At 64.9% G+C, this 20,473-nt stretch carries 14 protein-coding genes; 10 read left to right on the top strand and 4 right to left on the bottom strand.

Annotation, left to right across the window (positions count from 1 at the left end):
- Nucleotides 1-61 precede the first annotated feature (61 nt).
- Genes V474_RS20115 through V474_RS20090 form a run of 6 tightly spaced genes read left to right on the top strand, consistent with a single transcriptional unit; the run spans nucleotide 62 to nucleotide 8,100 of the window.
- Nucleotides 62-2,035: an FAD-dependent oxidoreductase gene (locus V474_RS20115; protein WP_059153189.1), complete on the top strand. Its 1,974-nt coding sequence runs from the start codon at nucleotides 62-64 to the stop codon at nucleotides 2,033-2,035.
- On the top strand, nucleotides 2,032-4,122 hold the full coding sequence (locus V474_RS20110) for an acetate--CoA ligase family protein (protein ID WP_059153188.1): 2,091 nt from the start codon (nucleotides 2,032-2,034) through the stop codon (nucleotides 4,120-4,122). The genes V474_RS20115 and V474_RS20110 overlap by 4 nt, the downstream gene beginning before the upstream one ends.
- A complete protein-coding gene (locus V474_RS20105; protein ID WP_059153187.1) occupies nucleotides 4,115-5,008 on the top strand; it encodes an enoyl-CoA hydratase in 894 nt (297 codons plus the stop codon). Before V474_RS20110 ends, V474_RS20105 begins: the two co-directional genes overlap by 8 nt.
- A complete protein-coding gene (locus V474_RS20100) occupies nucleotides 5,005-6,165 on the top strand; it encodes an acyl-CoA dehydrogenase family protein (RefSeq protein ID WP_059153186.1) in 1,161 nt (386 codons plus the stop codon). The genes V474_RS20105 and V474_RS20100 overlap by 4 nt, the downstream gene beginning before the upstream one ends.
- A gap of 4 nt (nucleotides 6,166-6,169) precedes the next feature.
- The gene (locus V474_RS20095; protein WP_059153185.1) at nucleotides 6,170-7,213 is read left to right on the top strand and encodes an acyl-CoA dehydrogenase family protein; all 1,044 of its coding nucleotides are present in this window, start codon (nucleotides 6,170-6,172) and stop codon (nucleotides 7,211-7,213) included.
- The gene (locus tag V474_RS20090) at nucleotides 7,210-8,100 is read left to right on the top strand and encodes a TIGR03620 family F420-dependent LLM class oxidoreductase (RefSeq protein ID WP_059153184.1); all 891 of its coding nucleotides are present in this window, start codon (nucleotides 7,210-7,212) and stop codon (nucleotides 8,098-8,100) included. The genes V474_RS20095 and V474_RS20090 overlap by 4 nt, the downstream gene beginning before the upstream one ends.
- 20 nt (nucleotides 8,101-8,120) lie before the next feature.
- Here the strand turns inward: V474_RS20090 and V474_RS20085 are convergent, their stop codons facing one another.
- The 3 genes from V474_RS20085 to V474_RS20075 are packed head-to-tail and all read right to left on the bottom strand — an operon-like array spanning nucleotide 8,121 to nucleotide 12,506.
- A complete protein-coding gene (locus V474_RS20085) occupies nucleotides 8,121-9,824 on the bottom strand; it encodes an FAD-dependent oxidoreductase (RefSeq protein ID WP_059153183.1) in 1,704 nt (567 codons plus the stop codon).
- A gap of 54 nt (nucleotides 9,825-9,878) precedes the next feature.
- Nucleotides 9,879-10,763, bottom strand: coding sequence for a crotonase/enoyl-CoA hydratase family protein (locus V474_RS20080; RefSeq protein WP_059153182.1), 885 nt, complete (start codon nucleotides 10,761-10,763; stop codon nucleotides 9,879-9,881).
- Nucleotides 10,764-10,766: 3 nt separating this feature from the next.
- A complete protein-coding gene (locus tag V474_RS20075; RefSeq protein ID WP_059153181.1) occupies nucleotides 10,767-12,506 on the bottom strand; it encodes a class I adenylate-forming enzyme family protein in 1,740 nt (579 codons plus the stop codon).
- Between the two features lie 152 nt (nucleotides 12,507-12,658).
- Here V474_RS20075 and V474_RS20070 point away from each other — a divergent pair, with 152 nt between their 5' ends.
- Together V474_RS20070 and V474_RS20065 are read left to right on the top strand one after the other, a co-directional pair.
- Nucleotides 12,659-13,978, top strand: a complete 1,320-nt coding sequence (locus V474_RS20070; RefSeq protein WP_082699908.1) for an MFS transporter — start codon at nucleotides 12,659-12,661, stop codon at nucleotides 13,976-13,978.
- A 93-nt stretch (nucleotides 13,979-14,071) separates the two neighbouring features.
- Nucleotides 14,072-15,547, top strand: a complete 1,476-nt coding sequence (locus V474_RS20065) for a flavin-containing monooxygenase (RefSeq protein WP_059153179.1) — start codon at nucleotides 14,072-14,074, stop codon at nucleotides 15,545-15,547.
- On the opposite strand, the gene V474_RS20060 is transcribed toward V474_RS20065, so the two are convergent.
- Nucleotides 15,548-16,618, bottom strand: a complete 1,071-nt coding sequence (locus tag V474_RS20060; protein WP_201786075.1) for a cyclase family protein — start codon at nucleotides 16,616-16,618, stop codon at nucleotides 15,548-15,550.
- Nucleotides 16,619-16,906: 288 nt separating this feature from the next.
- Between V474_RS20060 and V474_RS20055 the strand changes: the two genes are divergently transcribed.
- Both V474_RS20055 and V474_RS20050 read left to right on the top strand, forming a co-directional pair.
- Entirely contained in the window at nucleotides 16,907-18,220 is a 1,314-nt protein-coding gene (locus V474_RS20055) for an alpha/beta hydrolase (protein ID WP_236711355.1), read from the top strand.
- Between the two features lie 37 nt (nucleotides 18,221-18,257).
- Nucleotides 18,258-20,471 carry an acyl-CoA dehydrogenase gene (locus V474_RS20050; RefSeq protein ID WP_059153178.1) on the top strand — a complete coding sequence of 738 codons (2,214 nt, stop codon included), beginning with the start codon at nucleotides 18,258-18,260 and terminating at the stop codon, nucleotides 20,469-20,471.
- The last annotated feature ends 2 nt before the right edge of the window (nucleotides 20,472-20,473 follow it).

Raw genomic sequence — 20,473 nt, 5'->3', positions numbered from 1 at the left:
GCCGAACCCGAAGCTCCGAGATGATGGCACAGATGATAACCCTAGGTGAGAGTGGAAGCCGATGATTCCCCAGAATGATCCGCAGGGATTGAAGCAGTTGGTCAGTGACCGCGCCGCCCTGCTGAAGCACCTTGAACATGCCGATACGGCGCCCCTGCTCATGGTACTCGTCCATCTGGGCGGCGATTCGGCCTGGCTTGAACGCATTGCGCCGCACATCAAAGGGCCCTGGAGCTTTCATGATGAAACCCCGGCCGAACTGAAGGCCGAGCTGCGCGAAGCAGTTGCCAATGTTCTGGCCGACTATGCCGACCGCGGACGACCGCTGCCGCTTGCTCCGCCGATGGATCTGCTCCAGGCCATGCTGAACGCGTGCACCGGACAGACCGTTCCGCCGGAATACCTGCCACTCGCGATCGAGGAACTCGATCTCGCGGAAATCGACCCGAAGACCGTCAAATGGCGCAAAGAGCCCAGCGCCGAAGCTCTGGCGGACTTCAAGGTCCTCGTGATCGGTGCGGGCTTTTCGGGGGTTGCCCTTGCGATCAAGCTCAAGCAGGCCGGCATCGACCACGTCATCATCGAAAAGAACGAAGAGGTCGGCGGCACCTGGTACGAAAACACGTATCCCGGCATCGGCGTCGATACGGCAAACCACTTTTATTCCTATTCCTTCGCCATCAATGACGACTGGAATCACTTCTTCGCCAAGGGCGACGAGATCGAAGGCTACATCAAGCGCAATGCCGAGCTGAACGGCATCCGTGGCGCGATCCGGTTCCAGGAAGAGGTCGTCTCGGCGATCTGGGACGACGAAGCGCTGATATGGAACGTCGAGGTCCGCCGCGCCGATGGCTCGACGTACAGCACCAGCGCCAACGCCGTGGTGAGTGCGGTTGGCCAGCTCAACCGCCCGCAGATGCCTGATATCGCCGGGCTCGACACGTTCGAGGGGCCTGCCTTCCACTCGGCGCGTTGGGATCATTCGGTCGATCTGGCCGGCAAGCGGGTGGCGATGATCGGCACAGGTGCGTCGGGCATGCAGATCGCGCCCGCCATCGCCCCGGTCGTCGGCAACCTGGCGATCTTCCAGCGTTCGCCCCACTGGGCAATGCACAACCCGCTCTACTTCGAAAAAGTCACTGACGACAAGAAGTGGGTGCTGCGGAACATTCCCTTCTATTCCAAATGGTTCCGTTTCCAGCTGTTCTGGTCCTCTTCGGACACCTTCCACGACAAGCTGCGGATCGACCCCGACTGGCATGACAGCGCACGATCGCTGAACGCGGACAATGCCCTTGTCCGCAAGCAGCTTGAAGAACACATCGCCCGAGAAGTGAACTACGATCCTGAACTGATCCGCAAGGCGACCCCAGACTTCCCGCCCTATGGCAAGCGCATGCTGCGCGACAACCACTGGTACCGCATGCTGACCCGGCCCAACGTCGATCTGATCGACAGCGGCATCGACCATGTCGAGGCGGATGCGGTGATCGACAAGGATGGCGTGCGTCACGAAGTCGACATCATCGTCATGGCGACCGGCTTCCAGGCGCGCCGCCTGCTGTGGCCGATGCATATCGAAGGCCGCAACGGCGCCGTTATCCGCGAACGCTGGGGCGAGGACGATCCCCGCGCGCACCTGGGCATCACCGTTCCCGATTTCCCGAACTTCTTCGTGATCTACGGCCCCAACACCAATCTGGCCCACGGCGGCAGCGCGGTATTCCACTCCGAATGCCAGATCCGCTACATCATGCAGGGGCTGCGCGAACTGGTGGAAACCGGCAATGCCGCGCTCGAGGTCAAGCCGGAGGCATTCTGGGATTACCAGGACAAGGTTGATGCCGCGCATCGCGGCATGGTCTGGTCGCATCCTGGCGTCACCAGCTGGTACAAGAACAAGGATGGGCGCGTCACCGCGAACTCACCCTGGCGACTCGTCGATTATCGCAACCTGACCGAGAACTTCGACCCGGCCGAATATGCTTTCACGCCCGGCCCGGCCGCCCCCGGCAAGGATGAGGCCGCATGAGCCTCGAAGCACTGCTCAAGCCCCGCTCGATCGCGATCATCGGGGCGTCGGACAACAAGGCGCGCATCGGCGGGGTGCCGCTTGAACTGCTTGTGCGCGCCGGGTTCGACCGCGTGCATGCCGTCAATCCCAAGAACGAGACCGTTCAGGGCCGTCCAGCCTACAAGGACATCGAATCCGTACCCGAAGCGGTCGACCTCGCCATCCTCGCGGTCTCGGCCGAAGCCACACTGGGGCAGCTCGAACGCTGCCACGCGCTGGGCATTCCCGCAGCCCTGGTTTATGCCTCGGGCTACGCCGAGACCAACGAGCCCGAAGGACAGGCCCGGCAGGACGAACTCGTCGCCTTCGCACAGCGCAGCGGCATGAAGGTGGCAGGGCCCAACTGCATGGGCAACGCCAACTTCACCGATGCAATCTTCACCACGTTCGGCCAGTCCTTCCAGCCCGGTGAACCGGCGGGGTCCACCGCCTTGCTGACCCAGAGCGGCAACATGTGCGCCACCGTTTTTCGCATGGCCCGCCGTGCCGGCGTCACCTTCAGCCAGGTCATCAACACCGGCAACGAAGCTACCGTCGATTTCAGCGATTACCTGGATTACCTCGCAGGCGACGACGCCACCACCTCGGCGCTGTGCTATATCGAGGAGCTGCGCGACGGTGCCAAGTTCCTGGCCGCTGCCCGTAAGTTCCGGGCAGCGGGCAAGCTGCTGGCCGTCTACAAGGTAGGAGCCAGCGAAAAAGGGGCCGAGGCCACCCGATCGCACACCGCCGCGCTCGCTGGCGACAATGCCGCTTACGACGCCGCCTTCGCCCGCGCCGGAGTGGCGCGCGCTTCCGAGCTTTCGGGTCTGGCCGACCTGGCCTACCTGCATACGCTGGGCGGCAAAATCGGTGGGAGCAACTGCGCGATCCTGAGTATTTCCGGGGCGGCCGGGGCGATCCTTTCAGATGCGCTGTCTCTGGCCGGGGGCGATGTGCCCAGCTTCCCGCAGGACGTCCAGGACGGCCTCGATGCCCAGATCCCGGGGCACTCGATGGTGTCGAACCCGGTCGATCTCACCGGCAACATCGTCAATTCCAACAACTTCCTTTCAGAATGCATCAAGCTGGCGTTGCAGCCGGACGATATCGACGTCCTGCTACTCTATCTGCCGGGCGCTTTCCTGACGAGCGCGCTGGATCAGGTCGAAAAGGCCGCGGCGCAAAGCGGCAAGGCTATCATCGTGATAGACACTTTCGCCATGGCCGATCGGGAACGGCTCGCTGCCGCAGGGATCGGCTATTTCGACGACTTCGACCGGGCCGCCCGCGCGATCTGCGCTTATGGCCAATGGAAGAAGGCCGGCACCGCCATCGCTGCCGATACGTCCGACACGGCGACCTGGCCCGAGATCGCGGCAGATCGCTCCGCCCTGTCGGAAACCGAAGCGAAGGAGGCACTCGCCCGCTTCGGCGTCCCGGTCGTCGAGGACCGGCTGGTCACTGACGCCGGCCAAGTGCGCGAAGCAGCCGAGGCAGTCGGTTTTCCGCTCGTGCTCAAACTCGTCAGCCCCGACGTTGCGCACAAGACCGAGTATGGTCTGATCAAGCTCGGCCTGACGACCGCCGAGGCCGTCGAGGAAGGCTACGCGGACGTCATGGCAAAGGCGCAGGCCTTGCCCGGTGTCCACATCGAAGGGGTGACACTGGAGCCGATGCTGACTGGCGGCGTCGAAATCCTTGCCGGCGTCACCCGCGACCCGGTGTTCGGCTGGATGCTGACAGTCGGCTTGGGCGGCGTGTGGACCGAACTGATGAAGGATGCATGCCACGCACTGCTTCCGGTGGATGCGCAAGGCGCGGAAGCGATGCTGCGCAGTCTCAAGGGCTTCCGTCTGCTGGACGGCTATCGCGGCGCGCCCAAGGCCGATGTCCCGGCTGCGGCGCGCGCCATCGCCGCACTCGGTCAGGCAGTGCTTGCCGGGGGTGACATGTTGCGCGAAGTTGAAGTGAACCCCTTGCTGGTGCTGCCCGAGGGGCGCGGTGCGGTCGCGGTCGATGCGCTCGTGCTGCTCAATGGGCAGACGGAGAACGGCCATGACTGACCTAGTCGAACCCCAGAAGGTCGATATCACATACGAAACGGACGAGCCGATCCTCTACGAAGTGATCGAATCGGTCGCGTGGATCACGATGAACCGACCCAGCTTCAACAACGCCCAGAACGGCCAGATGACTTATGCCCTCGACGACGCCTTCCAGCGAGCGGTGAGGGACGACGCGGTCAAGGCGATCGTGCTGGCCGGCAACGGCAAACACTTCTCGGCGGGTCACGACATCGGGACCCCGGGGCGCGATCTGCACCATGAATTCGACAAGCGGATGCTCATCGCGCCGCACACCAACAAGCCGGCGGCTGAACTGCTCTATACCCGTGAGCAGGAACAGTACCTGGGCATGTGCCGACGCTGGCGCGACGCCCCAAAACCCACCGTGGCGATGGTACAGGGCGCCTGCATTGCCGGCGGCCTCATGCTGGCCTGGGTCTGCGATCTCATAATCGCATCGGACGATGCCTTCTTCCAGGACCCTGTTGTCCGCATGGGCATCCCCGGCGTCGAGTATTTCGCCCACGCCTACGAACTTCCGCCGCGCATCGCCAAGGAGTTCCTGCTGCTGGGCGAGCGGATGAGCGCACAGCGCGCGGAGCAGTTCGGCATGGTCAACCGCATCGTCACGCGCGATGCCTTGCGCGCGGAAACGGCTGCCGTCGCTGCGAAGCTGGCCGCGCAGCCGCGTCTCGGCGCCTGGCTGACAAAACAGGCCGTGAACCACGTCGAGGAACTGCGTGGCAAGCGCGCGGCGATGGATGCGGTTTATCACATGCACCATTTCGCCCATGCGCAGAACGATCTGACCATGGGCAACTCGCTCGCGGGTCTCGACGGCAAGGCGATGGCGGCGGAAAACAAGAAGCAGGCAGGGTCGTGAAACTCGAATATACCCCTGAGCAACGCGCATTCCGCCTGGAAGTGCGCGAATGGATGGAGGCCAATGTGCCTTCCGGCCCGTTGCCTTCGTTCGACCTCACCCAGGAAGGGTTCGAGGCCCACCGGGAGTGGGAGCGCAAGCTCAACGAAGGCCGCTGGGGCATGGTCACGTGGCCCGAGGAACTGGGAGGGCGCGGTCTAGACCTCATCCGCTGGCTGATTTTCGAGGAGGAATACTACCGCGCGGGGGCGCCAACCCGCGTCAACCAGAACGGTATTTTCCTGCTCGGCCCGACGATGATGGAGTTCGGCACCGAGGAACAGAAGTCCCGCTTCCTGCCGCGCATGGCCGCAGGCGACGACGTCTGGGCCCAGGCATGGTCGGAGCCTGGGGCCGGCAGCGATCTTGCCGGTGTGCGCTCGACCTGTACGCGCGACGGCGACGAATACGTCCTCAACGGCCAGAAGATCTGGTCCAGCCGCGCCACTTTCGCCGACTGGGCCTTTGGCCTGTTCCGTGAGCCGGGCAGCGAACGACACAAGGGCATGAGCCTCGTCCTGTTTCCGCTCGATGCGCCGGGAGTTACCCGCCGGCCGATCGCGCGAATGGACGGCGAACTGGTCTTTGCCGAAATCTTCCTCGACGACGTTCGCGTGCCCGTAACCAATCGGCTCGGCGAAGAAGGCCAGGGCTGGCACGTATGCATGGCCACCGCCGGGTTCGAGCGCGGGCTTATGCTGCGATCGCCGGCACGCTACCAGCAGGCGGCCCGCAAATTGATAGCCCTTTACGAAAAGCACAAGGACACCCTTCCTGCCTCGATCGCCGAACGCGTGGCGAAAAGCTGGATGGACGCAGACGCCTATGCATTGACGATCTACGCGATGGCCTCGCGCCTCGCCGCCGGCGGCACGATCGGGCCGGAGGCATCAACGAACAAGATCTTCTGGTCCGAACTCGACATCGCGCTTCATCAGACCGCCCTCGACATCCTAGGCGACCGAGCCGAACTCACCGCGTTGGCGCCGGCTGCCGCCGATCCGGACAACTGGCTGGATGGGTACGTCTTCGCGCTGCCGGGACCGATTTATGCCGGTTCCAACGAGATCCAGCGCAACATCATCGCAGAGCGCATGCTCGGCATGCCGAGGGCCTGAGACCATGCATTTTGCCTTCACCGAAGATCAGGCGGCCATCACCGAGGCGGCACGCGAGATGCTGCTGGAAACCTGCACTCCCTCAGACTTGCGCAAGCTGCTGGAAAGCGGGAACCCGCGCGACGCCGGGCGCTGGTCTACCATCTGCGAGATGGGCCTGCCCGGGATCATGGCGCCCGAAAGCGCCGGCGGGCTGGAATTGGGCCTGACAGACCTTGTCGGGATTGCTGAGGCGGCCGGTTACGTCGGGCTTCCGGAACCATTGATCGAACTGGCCGGGGTCACGATTCCCCTGCTCGCCTCGCTCGCCGACGATCACGGGTGGCTGGAGCGCGCCGCGAGCGGGGATTTCGTGGCGATCGGCCATCCCACCAACAGCTTCGTCGGCGATGCCGACCAGGCCTCGGCGCTGCTGCTGGGGCATGGCGAGGAAATCCATCTCGTGCCAGCCGAAGCAGTCAGTCTCGTGCGGCAGGACAGTTTCGACAGTTTCCGACGTCTGTTCACCGTCGAATGGACGCCCTCCAGCGCGACCCTGGTCGGAAGAGACTGGGCCCTCGCCGCAGAACGCGGGGCGCTTCTCGCGGCCGCGCAGATGATCGGCCTTGGCCAGCGATGCATCGACATGTCGGTGTCCTATGCCAAGGATCGCACGCAGTTCGGCAAGCCGATCGGCAGCTATCAGGCAGTCAAGCATCTGGTCGCCAGCGCACAGGTCGCGATCGAATTCGCCCGTCCCGTCGTCCATGCCGCCGCCGCGGAATTACCGCTGGCCATTGCCGCTTCGCGTGCCCGTGTCGCTCACGCCAAGATCGCCGCCGGTGAGGCAGCGGACCTTGCCGCACGCACCGCCGTCCAGGTTCACGGCGCCATGGGCATCACGCACGAGGCCGACGTGCACTTCTTCCTCAAGCGCGCTTTTGGACTGAAAAGCGCCTGGGGCACCGTAGCCGAGCACACCCGCACGGTGATAGAGAGGGTCACCACCGCGCGCACCGGGCCCGACGCCACGTTCGCAGCAGAACTTTCTTCACCGGACCCACAATGAACCCGAACAATACACAGCCGCACTTGGGACTGGGCCGGATCGGCCTGTGGTCGATGGAGCTGCGCTTCGGCGACCCTGACGCCATCGTCGATGCGGCGACCGAACTCGACGAACTCGGCTACGGGACCTTGTGGATACCGGGCGCCATGGGCGGCGACCTGTTGGGCGATCTCGATCGGCTGCTGGGCGCGACTGGGAATGCTACCATTGCCAGCGGCATCCTCAATATCTGGAAGCACGAAGCAGCCGACGTAGCGACCTGGTGGAATGGCCTGCCGGCCGAGCATCGGGAGCGGTTCCTGCTCGGGCTGGGCGTCAGCCACGGGGCGACGGTGGGCGAGGCCTATCGCAAGCCGCTATCGGCGATGAAGGACTATTTGACACAGCTTGGCGATGCGGGTGTCCCTGGGGACCGCACCTGCCTGGCCGCGCTTGGTCCGAAGATGGTGGAACTCGCGCGGGATCGCACACTCGGAGCGCACCCCTACCTGGTAACTCCCGAACATACCGCCATCGCACGCGAAGCACTGGGGGCAGGACCGCTACTGGCCCCTGAACAGGGCGTGGTCTTCGAGGCGAACCGCGAACGCGCACGCGACATCGCGCGCCCCTATGTGCAAGGTTACGGCAGGCTGGAAAATTACGCCAACAGCTGGCGGCGACTGGGTTTCAGCGAAGAGGATATCGCGACCACCAGCGACCGGCTGGTTGATGCCCTGTTCGCTTGCGGCGATACGCAGGTCATCGGCGAGCGGGTGGATGCGCATTTCGCAGCGGGCGCTGACCACGTCTGCCTTCAGGTCGTCGGCCCCAATCCGGGAGCCAACGATGTGCGCGCACTGCTGCCCGCGTGGCGCGAACTGGCGCCGGCGCTGATCCGCACCTGACGCCAGTCCGCCCGCGCCGGTCAGGGCATGTTGCCGGCATTCGCCGCATACCGCGCGGCGATGTAGCCGAACACGAACGAGGGTCCCACGCTCGACCCTGCTCCCGGATAGACGCGGCCCATCACCGATGCCGTGCTGGTACCGGTAGCATAGAGCCCTTCGATGGCGCTGCCGTCCTCGCGCAGGACGCGCCCATGGACGTCGGTGACGACGCCGCCATAGGTACCCACATCACCGGGCCATACGCGTGCGGCGTAGAACGGCCCCTGCTCGATGGCGCCCAATGTGTTGGACGGGTGATGGTAATGGTCGCCCAGCCATTCGTCATAGGCCCGCTGCCCGCGCCGGAACTCGTCATCGCGGCCCTTGCGCGCGCCGACGTTGAAGCGATCGACAGTTTTGCGCAGTTGCTCAGGCTCCACCTGGATCAATCGGGCCAGTTCCTCGATCGTGTCGGCACGGAACAGGAAACCGGAATCGTACCATTCCTGCGGCTTCTTCGTGCCCGGCATCGTGCCGCAGAACAGGTACTTGCGCATGCTCTGCTCGTCCGAAATCCACCAGCTCGGCAGCGCCGGCACGGTTTCATTGCGCTTGAGCACGTTCTGGCAGAACGCCATGTACGAGCCGCCCTCGTTCATGTAGCGCACGCCGGTCTGGTCGACGACGATAGAGTGGGGCTTGGCATAGTTCATCTGGCCGCTGACCGCGCCGATCCCCACGCCCTGCCCGTTGGTGTTCTCATGCCCCGGTGGGATCGTCATCTGGTTGCCGACCCGCTCGTTCATCTGCGCCAGCGCCGCGCCCATCGCCTCCATGCTCTCGATCATCTCGCCGGTGTCTCCCGGCCCCGCCGCCGTCCATTCGACCGAAGTGCCGGGCATGTATTTGTCGCGCATCGCCTGGTTCTGCGAAAAGCCGCCGGCGTTGACCAGCACCCCGGAGCGCGATCCGATCCGCCAGTCTCGCCCATCCTTCGTGGTGACGACGCCCTTCACCGCCCCGCCCTCCAGAATGAACCCCTTGACCGGAGAATCGACCCGCAAGGTGGCCCCCGCTCCTAGCGCGGCCTTCAGCATCCGGCCCTGCAGGGCGCCGCCCGCCGTCGTCCACGACTTTCCCGTGAGCTTCGCCGCCGCAACCCGGAGCCCGACCCGCAGCATCGCGAGCTTGCCCTTCCACGATGACTTGAAGGTCGAGATTTCGAAGCCTTCGCTGTGGTAAGCGGGAATTTCCATGAAGTTGGGCCTCAGCCTTTCCTTCCATTCGCCCAGTTCGTTGGTGTCGAACAGGTCAGCGAGCACCGTGCGCCCGGGCACGGAGCCGCCGGGACGCTCGTCATAGTAATCGGGCCAGGATGGCGAGCGGCGCAGTTTGATTCCCTGCTCGACGAGAAAGTCGATCATCCTGGGCGCCTCGGTCACGTAGGCACGGCGCTTCTCCAGCGTGGTACCCGGCGCATCGAGCGACTGGCCCGCTGTCGCCTCCATGTACTCCATGGCCTTTTCGTAGCTGTCCTCGATCCCTTCCTCGCGCATGAAGGGGTTGTTCGGAATCCAAAGTACCCCGCCCGAGCGTGAGGTCGTGCCGCCGATAAGATCGGTCTTTTCCAGGATCGCGACGCTTTTGCCTGCCTTGCGCATGACCAGCGCGGCACACATCGAGCCGCCGCCGCTTCCGACCACGACGAAGTCGAAAACCTCGTCGAAATTCAAATCGCTCATCTTGGCATCCTCGTTTTTTGTTTTCACAGGCACGCGCCGCCGCGGCCGCGGCGGTCATGCGTAAGGTGGCTCCTCCCACCAGGGATAGAAATCGGGCATGTCTTGGGACACGCGATCCGGGAATGCGGGACGGCGCTTTTCCAGGAACGAACGGACCCCCTCGGATGCGTCCGCTGAACGCGAGCGGGCGTGGATGCCCCGGCTCTCGATGCGATGGGCCTCCATGGGATGCGCCATGCCGAGCCCCCGCCACAGCATCTGGCGAACCAGGGCCACGGCTACGGGCGCGGCGTTGTCGATGATCTCGCGCGCCTGGCGCTCGGCCGCGCGGAGAAGATCGCCTTGCGGCACGACCGCATTGACCAGTCCATGCCGCAACGCTTCGGCCGCATCGACCATACGTCCAGACATGCACCATTCCAGCGACGTGCCGATCCCGGCGATGCGGGGCAGGAAGAACGAAGCTGCCGTTTCCAGTACCATTCCGCGCCGGGCGAAGACGAAGCCAAAACGGGCTTCCTCGGCGGCGATGCGGATATCCATCGGCAGCGTCAGCGTGGCCCCGAGCCCGGCGGCAGCTCCGTTGATCGCGCCGATCACTGGCTTGCGCAAGTTATAGAGCACGAGCGCCAGCCGCCCACCGACCTCACGCATCCGCTCGTTCGCATAGTCGACTGTCCCATCGGGCCCGGTCAGGTCAGCGCTGCCCGGCGCGACAAGACTTTCCGATCCGCTCGACAAGTCGGCGCCGGCGCAGAACGCGCGACCTTCACCGGTGACGATTACTGCTCCCACCGCATCGTCGCTGTCCGCCGCCTCGAACGCCGCGATCAGTTCACGCACCATCGCGCCGTTCACCGCGTTCAGTTTCTCCGGCCGCGCGAGAGTGATCGTGGCGATGCGGTTGGCGACTTCGTAGCGGATGAACGCAAAGGCCATTGGTCAGCCCGCCGCGATCTGCTTGAGGTATTTGCCGCGGTCCACTTTGCCCGAGGCGGTACGCGGCAGCGCTTCATGTATGATGCGTACCGTGCGCGGGACCTTGTAGATGGCGAGGTTCGCGCGGCAGTGCGCCTTTATGTCGTCTTCGCCCACGGCCGATCCGGCGGCAACCATCACGGTCGCTTCCAGCCGCTCGCCAAGGCGCGGATCGGGACGGCCATAAGCGATGCAGTCGCCGACTTGCGGATGGTCCGCCAGCACGCGCTCGACCTCGGCGCAGTAGATGTTCTCCCCGCCCGAGATCACCATGTTCTTCTTGCGGTCCACGATGGTGACGATGCCCTGCGCGTCGATGGTAGCGACATCGCCGGAAGCCAGCCAGCCATCCTGCAACGCCTCGGCGGTCGCTTTCGGATCGCCAAGGTATTCGGTCATCAGCCCGGCGCCGCTGACCCAAAGTTCGCCCGGTTCGCCCACGTCCGCCTCGGAGCCGTCGTCGCGCCGTACGCTGACCTCGACCGTGGGCGCGGCCCAGCCGCAGGACGAAGGGTTATCGAGGTAGGCCTGACCACTGATCGAACAGGTCCATGCGGTCGTCTCGGTCTGCCCATAGGTGTTCGAAAGCAGGCAGTTGGGCATTCGCCGCCGGATTTCGGCCAGCAAGGTCGGATTGAGCGCGGCTGCGCCATTGGCCATGTAGGCGACCTTGCCCAGCGTCTCAGGCGTCGCGCGCGGCGATCGCAGCATGTCCCACAGCATTGCCGGGACGAAGGACAATCGGCTCATGCCGACCGTCTCGATCATGTCGAAGGCGATATCGACGTTCCACTTGGTCATGATGTGGATCGTCGTGCCCAGACTGATCGCGCGGAAGATCGGCATGATCCCCGACAGGTGGAACATCGGCCCCAGGATCACCGCGGGGGTCGCCATCGAGCGGCGCTCGGGCGCCAGCACCTCTCCGGTTTCCTGCTCGTAGCGCACGTCCTGCACCAGCCCCATGAAACACGCGATCGCGACGGAGTTCGCCAACGCGCCCTGGCTCAGAAGAGCTGCCTTGGGAAACCCGGTGGTGCCGGAAGTGAAAAGCACGATACCGCCTGCATCGGGATGAGATTCATGCGCCGCGAACACGCTGCCTGCCTTGGTCGATGTAAGTTCGCCGTAGTCCGCATCCTGCCCGTCCCGCAGGCCGGACGATGGTTCCCCCACCACGATACGCGGCCATGTGGGATCCGGAGTATCGGCGGCAATGATATCCGCGCGGTCGGCGTCGATGATGGCCAGTTCGCAGTCCGCCGTGGCAATCGCACGCAGCATTTCCGCCGCAACGCCGCGACTGTTCACCAACGCCGCGACGCCTCCCACTGCGGTAATCGCCAGAACACTGACGATCCATTCGGCGCGATTGCTCATCACGACCGCCACCTTGCTGCCAGGGCCGATTGCGAACCGGGCCTGCAGCGAATCGGCAAGCGCGGCTGCTTTCGCGAACGCCTCGGCATACGTCAGGCGCACGTCGTCCTGCACCACCATGACACGGTCGCCATACGCCTGCGCCTGACGATATATACCGGCCAGCGTGCGCGGGGCGCCCTTGAACACCTGCCGAAGCCGTCCGCCCAGTTCGATCGTTTCGAGCGCAGCGACCCCGTCGGGGCCCAGGAGCCTGGCAACCAGCGGATCACCCGGCGCCGCGTGCGCCGTCACGGCGGAATGGCCGCCCGCATCTGCCGACATGATTGACACTTTCAACTCCTCGATCCCGTTCATTTTCGGACTACGCCCACATCGCCCCGGCGAGTTTTGTGGCCAAGCGAGCACCAGTGCGCTGCCGCGCTGCAGTCTGGCGGCATCCATTGCGCCGTTTAGGGCAGACAAGACCGATCGCGATGATTATGCAATGCAAAAATGGCATTGTAGGGATGGGTATGAAAAAAACGGCTGCGTGCGATGGATATGCAAGCCTCCCCAATACGCCTCTGGCTGAGTGGCGGGGGGGATGGGGGATCGTTCTGGCCGCCTGTGCCGGCGTCGCGACATCGGCTTTGCTGTCGTATTCGAGCAGCTTGTTCATTGAGCCCTTGCAGCAGGAATTCGGATGGAGCCGGGCGCAGATCGTATCGGGAAATGCGATCGCGGCTTTGGCAGGCGCACTGTGCGCCCCTTTCACCGGCCTGTTCGTCGATCGCCTGGGACCGCGCCGGCTTGGCATCGCTGCCGTCATCGCCATGTGCCTTGCCACGGCGATGCTGGGCCTGACCGGACCGCAGATCTGGAACTGGAGAGCGCTGTGGGTGGTGGTCGCCATCGCCATCGTCCTGATCCAGCCTTCGGTCTGGACGGCAGCGGTTACCAGCGTCTTCACGCATAGCCGGGGTTTCGCACTGGCTGTGACACTATGCGGTGCCAGCATCGCCTCGATCATCATTCCGCCGCTTACCTACGCGCTCATCGAAGAGTTCGGCTGGCGCCTTGCCTGGGCAGCGCTTGGCGGCATCTGGGCGCTGTTCACCCTTCCCCTCGTGTGGTTCTTCCTATCCAGCGCGCGTGACCGCGAACGCCTGTCCCGCGCCGGATCCCCGGCGTCTGCGGCCGGTCGCGCGCCGGGCAGGCTGCGCGACAGCGGCATACTCACCCTTCGCTACGCCAAGCTGGCGCTGGCAGGGGTGTCGATCGCCGCCGTGGTGGTTACCCTCGGCGTAAGCCTCGTCCCGCTGCTGTCATCGAACGGGCTGACCCGGGCGCAGGCGGCGGGCACCGCATCGCTGCTGGGCCTGTCGTCGATCGGCGGTCGCCTCGCGATCGGCATGTTGCTCGACCGGAAAAATGGCCGGTTCCTCGCCGCCGTCTGCGTGTCGCTTCCGATCATCGGCCTGCTGATCCTGATCCATAACCCGGGATCGCTGCTTGCGGCGTCCATCGCCGTGCTCATCTTCGGTCTGTCGCTGGGCGCGGAACTGGACATCATGGCTTATCTGACCTCCCGCTACTTCCGGCTTGAAAACTTCGGCTTCCTGTTCGGCACCATGGGCGGTCTTATCGGTCTGGCGGCAGCCAACGGACCCCTTGTGTTCAACGCCAGCTACGATGCCCTGCACAGTTATGTCCCGGCGATGTGGGCCGCGATCCCGATCTGCCTGGTCTCCGCCACGATGTTCCTCATCCTGGGGCCCTATCCCTCCCTATCGCCGAGCGAGACGGCCACCTGAACTACTCGAATGCATCTATAGCATTGCATTGACGGCTGGATTGGGCGATCCCCGGCAAAAGGCCACTGGCCGCACAAGAACGAAGGGACAGGAATGCAGGACGTAGCGAGCGGCGGGTTGCGCACGATCATCATCGGCGCGGGGATGGCCGGACTGCTGGCCGCGATCCGGCTTAAACAGCGCGGCGAAAGCGATTTCGTGATCTACGAAAAAGGCACCTCGGTCGGCGGCACCTGGCGCGAGAATACCTATCCCGGCATAGCGTGCGACACCCCTGCCCATTCCTATTCCTATTCCTTTGCGCTGAACCCGGAATGGAGCGCGTTCTATGCGCCGGGCGAGGAAATCCGCGGCTACTTCGAACGTATGACCGACCGATACGATCTCGCCGCTCACATTCGGTTCAACACCGAGATCGCCGCCTGCGAATGGCGCGACGGGCAATGGCACGTCACGACGAAAGCAGGCGACATCGATCAGGCGCAGGTCCTCGTCGCCGCTACCGGTGTGCTGCACCACCCCCACATCCCCGACATCGCCGGCTTGGCGGATTTCGAGCGGCCGTGGTTCCACAGTGCCCGCTGGGACCACTCTGTGCCGGTCGACGGAAAGCGCATCGGCGTGATCGGCAACGGCTCGACCGGCGTGCAGATCGTCTCGGCACTGGCACGGCGGGCAGCACGGCTGGTCCATTTCCAGCGCTCGCCGCAATGGATCATGCCCGCCATCGACAAGACTTACACAAACGAGGAGAAGCTGGACTTCCGCACCGATCCCGCCGCGATCGAGAATGTGCGCAACGGCCCGGAAACGCAGGCCCGGCGCAATCGCTTCACCTCCGCGATCATCGACGCCGAATCCACAGAGCTGGCCGAGATCGAGGACATCGTCGCGCGCAATCTGGAAGACAGCGTCCGCGATCCGGCACTGCGCGAGAAGCTGCGCCCGAATTATCGAGCCGCGTGCAAGCGCCTCGTTTTTTCGTCGCGCTACTACGATGCGGTCCAGCAGCCGGCGGTCTACGTCGAGACAGGCGCGATCGAGCGAATCGAGCCGACCGGGGTACGGATGAAGGACGGCACCTTCCATGAGCTCGACGTGCTGGCGCTCGCCACCGGCTTCAAGGTGGATCAATTCGTACGGCCGATGACGGTCCGCGGCGTGGGCGGCCTGGACCTGGAAGACCTCTGGGCCGAAGGGCCGCGCGCGCACTATGCGGTGACGGTGCCCGGCTTCCCCAACCTGTGCCTGCTGAACGGCCCCACTGGCCCGGTCGGCAATTTTTCCCTGATCGACATCGCCGAAAAGCAGTGGGGCTATTTCGACCAGCTGCTCGACCAGGTCCGGGCCGGGCGATGCCAGGGCATTGCCCCGCGCATCGAAGCCCTCGAACGATACGAAGTGGCCCGCGACGAAGCGGCCGGGCGCACCGTCTTTGCTTCCGGTTGCACCAGCTGGTATCTCAACGAAAAGGGCGTGCCCCAGGTCTGGCCCTGGAGCTACGGTCATTTCATCGAATGCATGGCTGCCCCACGGCTGGAGGATTTCGAACTGGTCGGCGCCGGCTGATCACACCGTACCGACGCCCGTGACCGGCGAGCCGACCGCGCCGGGCAGGCGCAGCGGCGGGGCGGTGAACAGGAAGCGACTGCGCCCGTTGGCGCGAAGCCAGTCGGCGAGGTCACTGAGCAGGAACATTTCGCCCAGCGGGATTCCCAGCTTGAACAGGCACAGGTGATGCAGCGGCACGCGGGCGCCGTGGGCATCCTCACGCACGAAATCAGGCATTGCCTCTACCGCTTCATTGTCCGACACGAGCGCCGCGACGCCGCTGTCGGCAATCCAGCGCTGCAGCCGCTCGTCGAACCCGTCCAGCCCCGAGCAGCGATGCGGGTCGAACGCGTCGCTGCCGCCATTGTATTGCCCCAGCAGGGCGCGGTCGAAACCCGTGCGCAGACAAAGTACATCGCCCGGCTCCACGATGACGCGGTCCGCCTCGAGAATGCCCATCAAGGCGTCGTAGCCGACGGGCACCGCCTCCAGCCCCACATGCGCGAACAAGTCCACCATGACGCCGCGCCCCTGCAGGCCGGTTTCCGCGATACGCTCTATGCCCAGCGCAAAGGCGCCATGGGGACCGGGCTTCGCCTCGCCGCCGTGGAGGTAATCGACCGGTCCGCAGACGTGCTCTTCGGCGCGGAACCCGTTGTAGTAGGTGACCGCCTCCTCGCCATCGCTGCTCGCGTCGAATTCGTACCCCATGTGGCAGAGCGCATCCCACTGGGTGGAATATTGCAGACTCAGTGCCACCCGGTCGTCGCAGACGGTCTCCTTCATCCCCGGGATCGCCCGGCCATAGGGATAGTTCATTACCGGGTCCTCGCCGCGCATCGAGAAACTGCGCTCGGGCGGAAACCGGCGCGGGTTGAGGGGTAAACGCGGGCAATCGAGCGGCAGCGACAGGCAGAACGCCAGCCCCTCCCGCACTTCCGAGGCGGCGGCGCGGCGGCGCTCGGGCGTTATCAGGTTAAGCCGGCCGATCTGGTCATCGGGGCCGAAATCACCCCAGTTCGAGCCGTCGGGGCGAACCGTCCAGCGATCCGCACCTGCCTGCGGGGCTCCGCCCATCGCCGTCGTCATTGCAAATACCTTTCCCAGTGGTTGCCCAAGCCATAAATCTGAAAACAGTCTCTAGCCAGCCCAAATGCATGTCGCTATGTGCATTACAAACAGATAGAACTCGCAGATGCCGTCGGCACGGAACGAGGGCGAAAGACGTCGTTACCGGCTGGTGGCACGAGCGGAAGGATGGGAGTTGGGCGAAGTCATGACAGCGATGGGCATTTCGATATTGCCGCAGGCCGAGTCGCGCCCGATGCCGGAGCCTTGCCATCACCTGCCCCGGAGCGGCGAGAGGACTTTCGCAGCATGAGCCGCTTCCACTACACCATCCTCTCGCGCGCGGTACCTGGACGCGAGGACGAATTCGTCGCGTGGTATCGCGACCGTCATCTCGCCGATGTGTGCCGTATGCCCGGCGTGATCGGCGGCAAGCTGTTTCGCATGGATTTCCAGCGCGTTTACGACATCGATGAGGCCCCGCAGTGGACGCTGATGGCAATCTACGAGCTGGAAGGCGACACCCCGCAAAACGTGATCGACGCCATCCGCGCCGCATCGGGCTCTCCCGAGATGCCCGCGTGCGACGCACTGACCAAGGCCGGAATGATCCAGGCGGCGGGGCACCTGATCGCCTCGGCCGGGAATGCCGGCGGCTCCATCGACGGCGGCGGGTTCCACCTGCCCGCGCGGACGCTTCCGGTGCCCGCATATCTCAGCCCCGTGGCACAGGCCTATCTGGCGCCCCAGGGCGGCTCGGGCCCGATGCCGGCGCTCGATGACCGCGCCGGGTGGCGTTCCTACGTGACAGCCATCGACGAAGGCCTGGCCCCGATGCTCGGCCGCGCCGGTATCGACGCCGGCGCCACCACGCAGGAACGCGACGTGGACGGCGTGCGGATCTACGACATCGTCCCTCCCGGTCTTTCGGTGGCGGATCGAGGCATCGTTCTGGACATCCATGGCGGCGGCCTGATCCTGTGCGGTGGCGAACTGTGCCGCATCATGGGCACTTCAGCCGCGATCCGGCTGCAACGGCGGGTCTGGTCGGTCGATTACCGGATGCCGCCCGACCATCCCTATCCCGCTGCACTGGATGACTGCATGGCAGCTTACCGCGCGCTGCTGCGCGATTTCGCGCCCCATCAGATAGTCGTCAGCGGCGGCTCGGCCGGAGGCAACCTCGCTGCCGCCCTGATGCTGCGCGCCCGCGACGAAGGGCTCCCATTGCCCGCGGGACTGATCCTAGGAACCCCCGAAGTCGATCTCACGGAATCCGGGGACAGCTTTAACACCAATGATGGGGTCGATCCCGGCCTGCGCAGCCTGATGCAGGTCAACCTGCTCTACGCAGATGGCCATGACCTGGCGCACCCCTATCTCTCGCCGCTGTTCGGAGACTTCACCAAGGGCTTCCCGCCCACGATCCTCACCACCGGCACCCGCGACCTTTACCTGTCGAACACCGTGCGCATGCATCGCGCATTACGTCAGGCAGACGTCCCCGCCACCCTCCACGTCACCGAGGCCGGGCCGCACACAGGATTTCCCGGCGCGCCAGAAGGTACGCAGATCGACCGCGAGCTGCGGCTTTTCATCAAGACGGTCCTCAACGCGGCGTAAGCCCGGAACCCGTTGCCCTCGACAGGAAGTGCAGTTCATGAATTTCGAGATCACCGAAGAACAGGAAATGGTCCGCGAGACTTTCGCACGTTTCCTTGACTCCAATTCGACCACCGCGCAGGTCCGCAACGCGCTTGACGCCTCGGGCCACGACCCGGAGTTGTGGCGCGGCCTGGCGGACCTGGGCGCCTTCGCGATGCGGGTGCCAGAGGCAGCGGGCGGGATGGGTCTTGGCCTGTTCGAGGCGATCCTTCTGATGGAAGAGGCTGGCCGCACTCTGGCATCGGGACCGATCGCCGAAGCCCTGGTAAGCGCCCGCCTGCTCGGCCTGCTCGGCGGCGATGCGACCGAAGACCTGCTGGACCGGGTGATCGCCGGTGAGGCCGTGGTGACCCTGGCGCGGCACGACATTACGGCGCGGCCGAAGCAGTGGGTCGCAGGCGGCGCGGTGGCAGAGGCCATCGTGGCCCGTCGGGGCGATGAGATCATTCTTGTCGCCGTGCCCGAAACGGCCCGCAAGGCCGAAGCGAACCTTGCCTCCACCCCGATCGCCGAAATCGACCTGGCGGTGCTGGAAGCCACGGTGCTCGCCTCAGGCTCCGAAGCCCTGGCCCACTTTGCCGCCGCCATCGAGGAATGGAAGTTGCTGATGGCAACCGCACTCGTCGGGCTTAGCCGCGAGTCGCTCAGGCTCGCGTCGGCCTACGCCTGCGAACGCAAGCAGTTCGGCCAGCTGATCGGCACGTTCCAGGCGATTTCCCACCCTCTCGCCGACTTGCTGTGCGATGTGGACGGCGCCCGGCTCCTGGTGTGGAAGGCCATCCGCGACATCGCGGACGGACACCCGGAGGCAGCCGCTACGATCTCGGCCGCACTGTGGTGGAGCAGCGACACGGCCGGCCGCACGGGAACACAGGCCCTGCATACGTTTGGCGGATACGGCCTCACCACCGAGTACGATATCTTCCTGTTCAACTTGCGTGCAAAGGCATGGCCGCTGGCGATGGGCGACCCGGCGCGCCTGCTGGAAGAGGTCGGCCGCAGGCTCTACGCCGGTGAAACCGCCTCGCTGCCGGACGCCGGCGAAGTGCCGGTCGACTTCGACCTGGGCGAGGAAGCCGGGGCGATCTCGGCCGAAATCCACGCCTTGTTCGACAAACACGTCACCCCGGAAATGCGCGCCCGCTTCCACTATTCATGGGAAGGCGTAGTGCCAGAGGTGCAAACGATGCTGGCTGAGCACAAACTGCTTTATCCCGGCCTGCCCGAAGAACTCACCGGCCGCAAGATCAGTGGCTATGCGCGCACTGCCGCCGCCAACACGCTCGAGGATATCGGCTACACCACGCCGGCCGCCGGGGTGTCCGGCATGGTCGCGCTGATGATCCACCGCTTCGGCAGCGACGAGCTGAAGAGCGAGGTCCTGCCGCGCATCCTGAGCGGCGAAGCCATCTGCAGCCTGGGCTATTCCGAACCTGCTTCCGGTTCCGACGTCTTCGCCGCCCAGACCAAGGCGATCCCGGACGGCAACGACTGGCGGATCGACGGCACCAAGATGTTCACCAGCGGCGCCAACCTCGCCAGCTATGTGCTCATGCTGTGCCGGACCAACCCGGACGTGCCCAAGCACAAGGGCCTGACGATGTTCATCGTGCCGCTGAAGGCCGAGGGTGTCACCATCCAGCCCGTCTACACTTTCCAGGACGAGCGCACGAACATCACCTTCTACGACGGCGTCCACGTCCCCGACAGCTGGCGCCTGGGCGATGTCGATGGCGGTGTGCGCACGATGAGCGCTGCGCTGGAAATGGAGCACGGCGGCGGCTTCGACAAGGTGCAGCAGGCTATGGTCGAGGCGGCGGAGCACCTGTGCCGGGAGATCGCGGGCGATGACGGCCGCCCGCTGATCGAGGACCCGGTCGCCCAGACCCGCCTCGCCCGCGCGCTGACCCACGTATGGGCGGCCCGCATGATCGGCTACCGTGCGCAATGGTCGAGCATCGAGAAGAAACCCGGCCATGCCTTCGGGCCGATGGCCAAGCTGTTCTCGTCCGAGATGTTCCAGAGCGATTCGCGCGACCTGCTCGACCTGACCGCCCCGCTGTCGCTGTCAAAGCGCGAAGGGCCTGCATCTTTCCTCAACCAGTGCTATCGCCACGCGCACGGCACGACGATCTACGGCGGCACCAGCGAGGTGCACCGCTCGATGATCGCCGAACGCGCGCTCGGCCTGCCACGCACCCGCGCCTGAGG

The organism is Novosphingobium barchaimii LL02 (assembly GCF_001046635.1).
Classification (GTDB): Bacteria; Pseudomonadota; Alphaproteobacteria; order Sphingomonadales; family Sphingomonadaceae; genus Novosphingobium; species Novosphingobium barchaimii.
The sequence above is the reverse complement of the archived record's forward strand: the minus strand, read 5'-3'. Positions and strand labels throughout refer to the sequence as shown.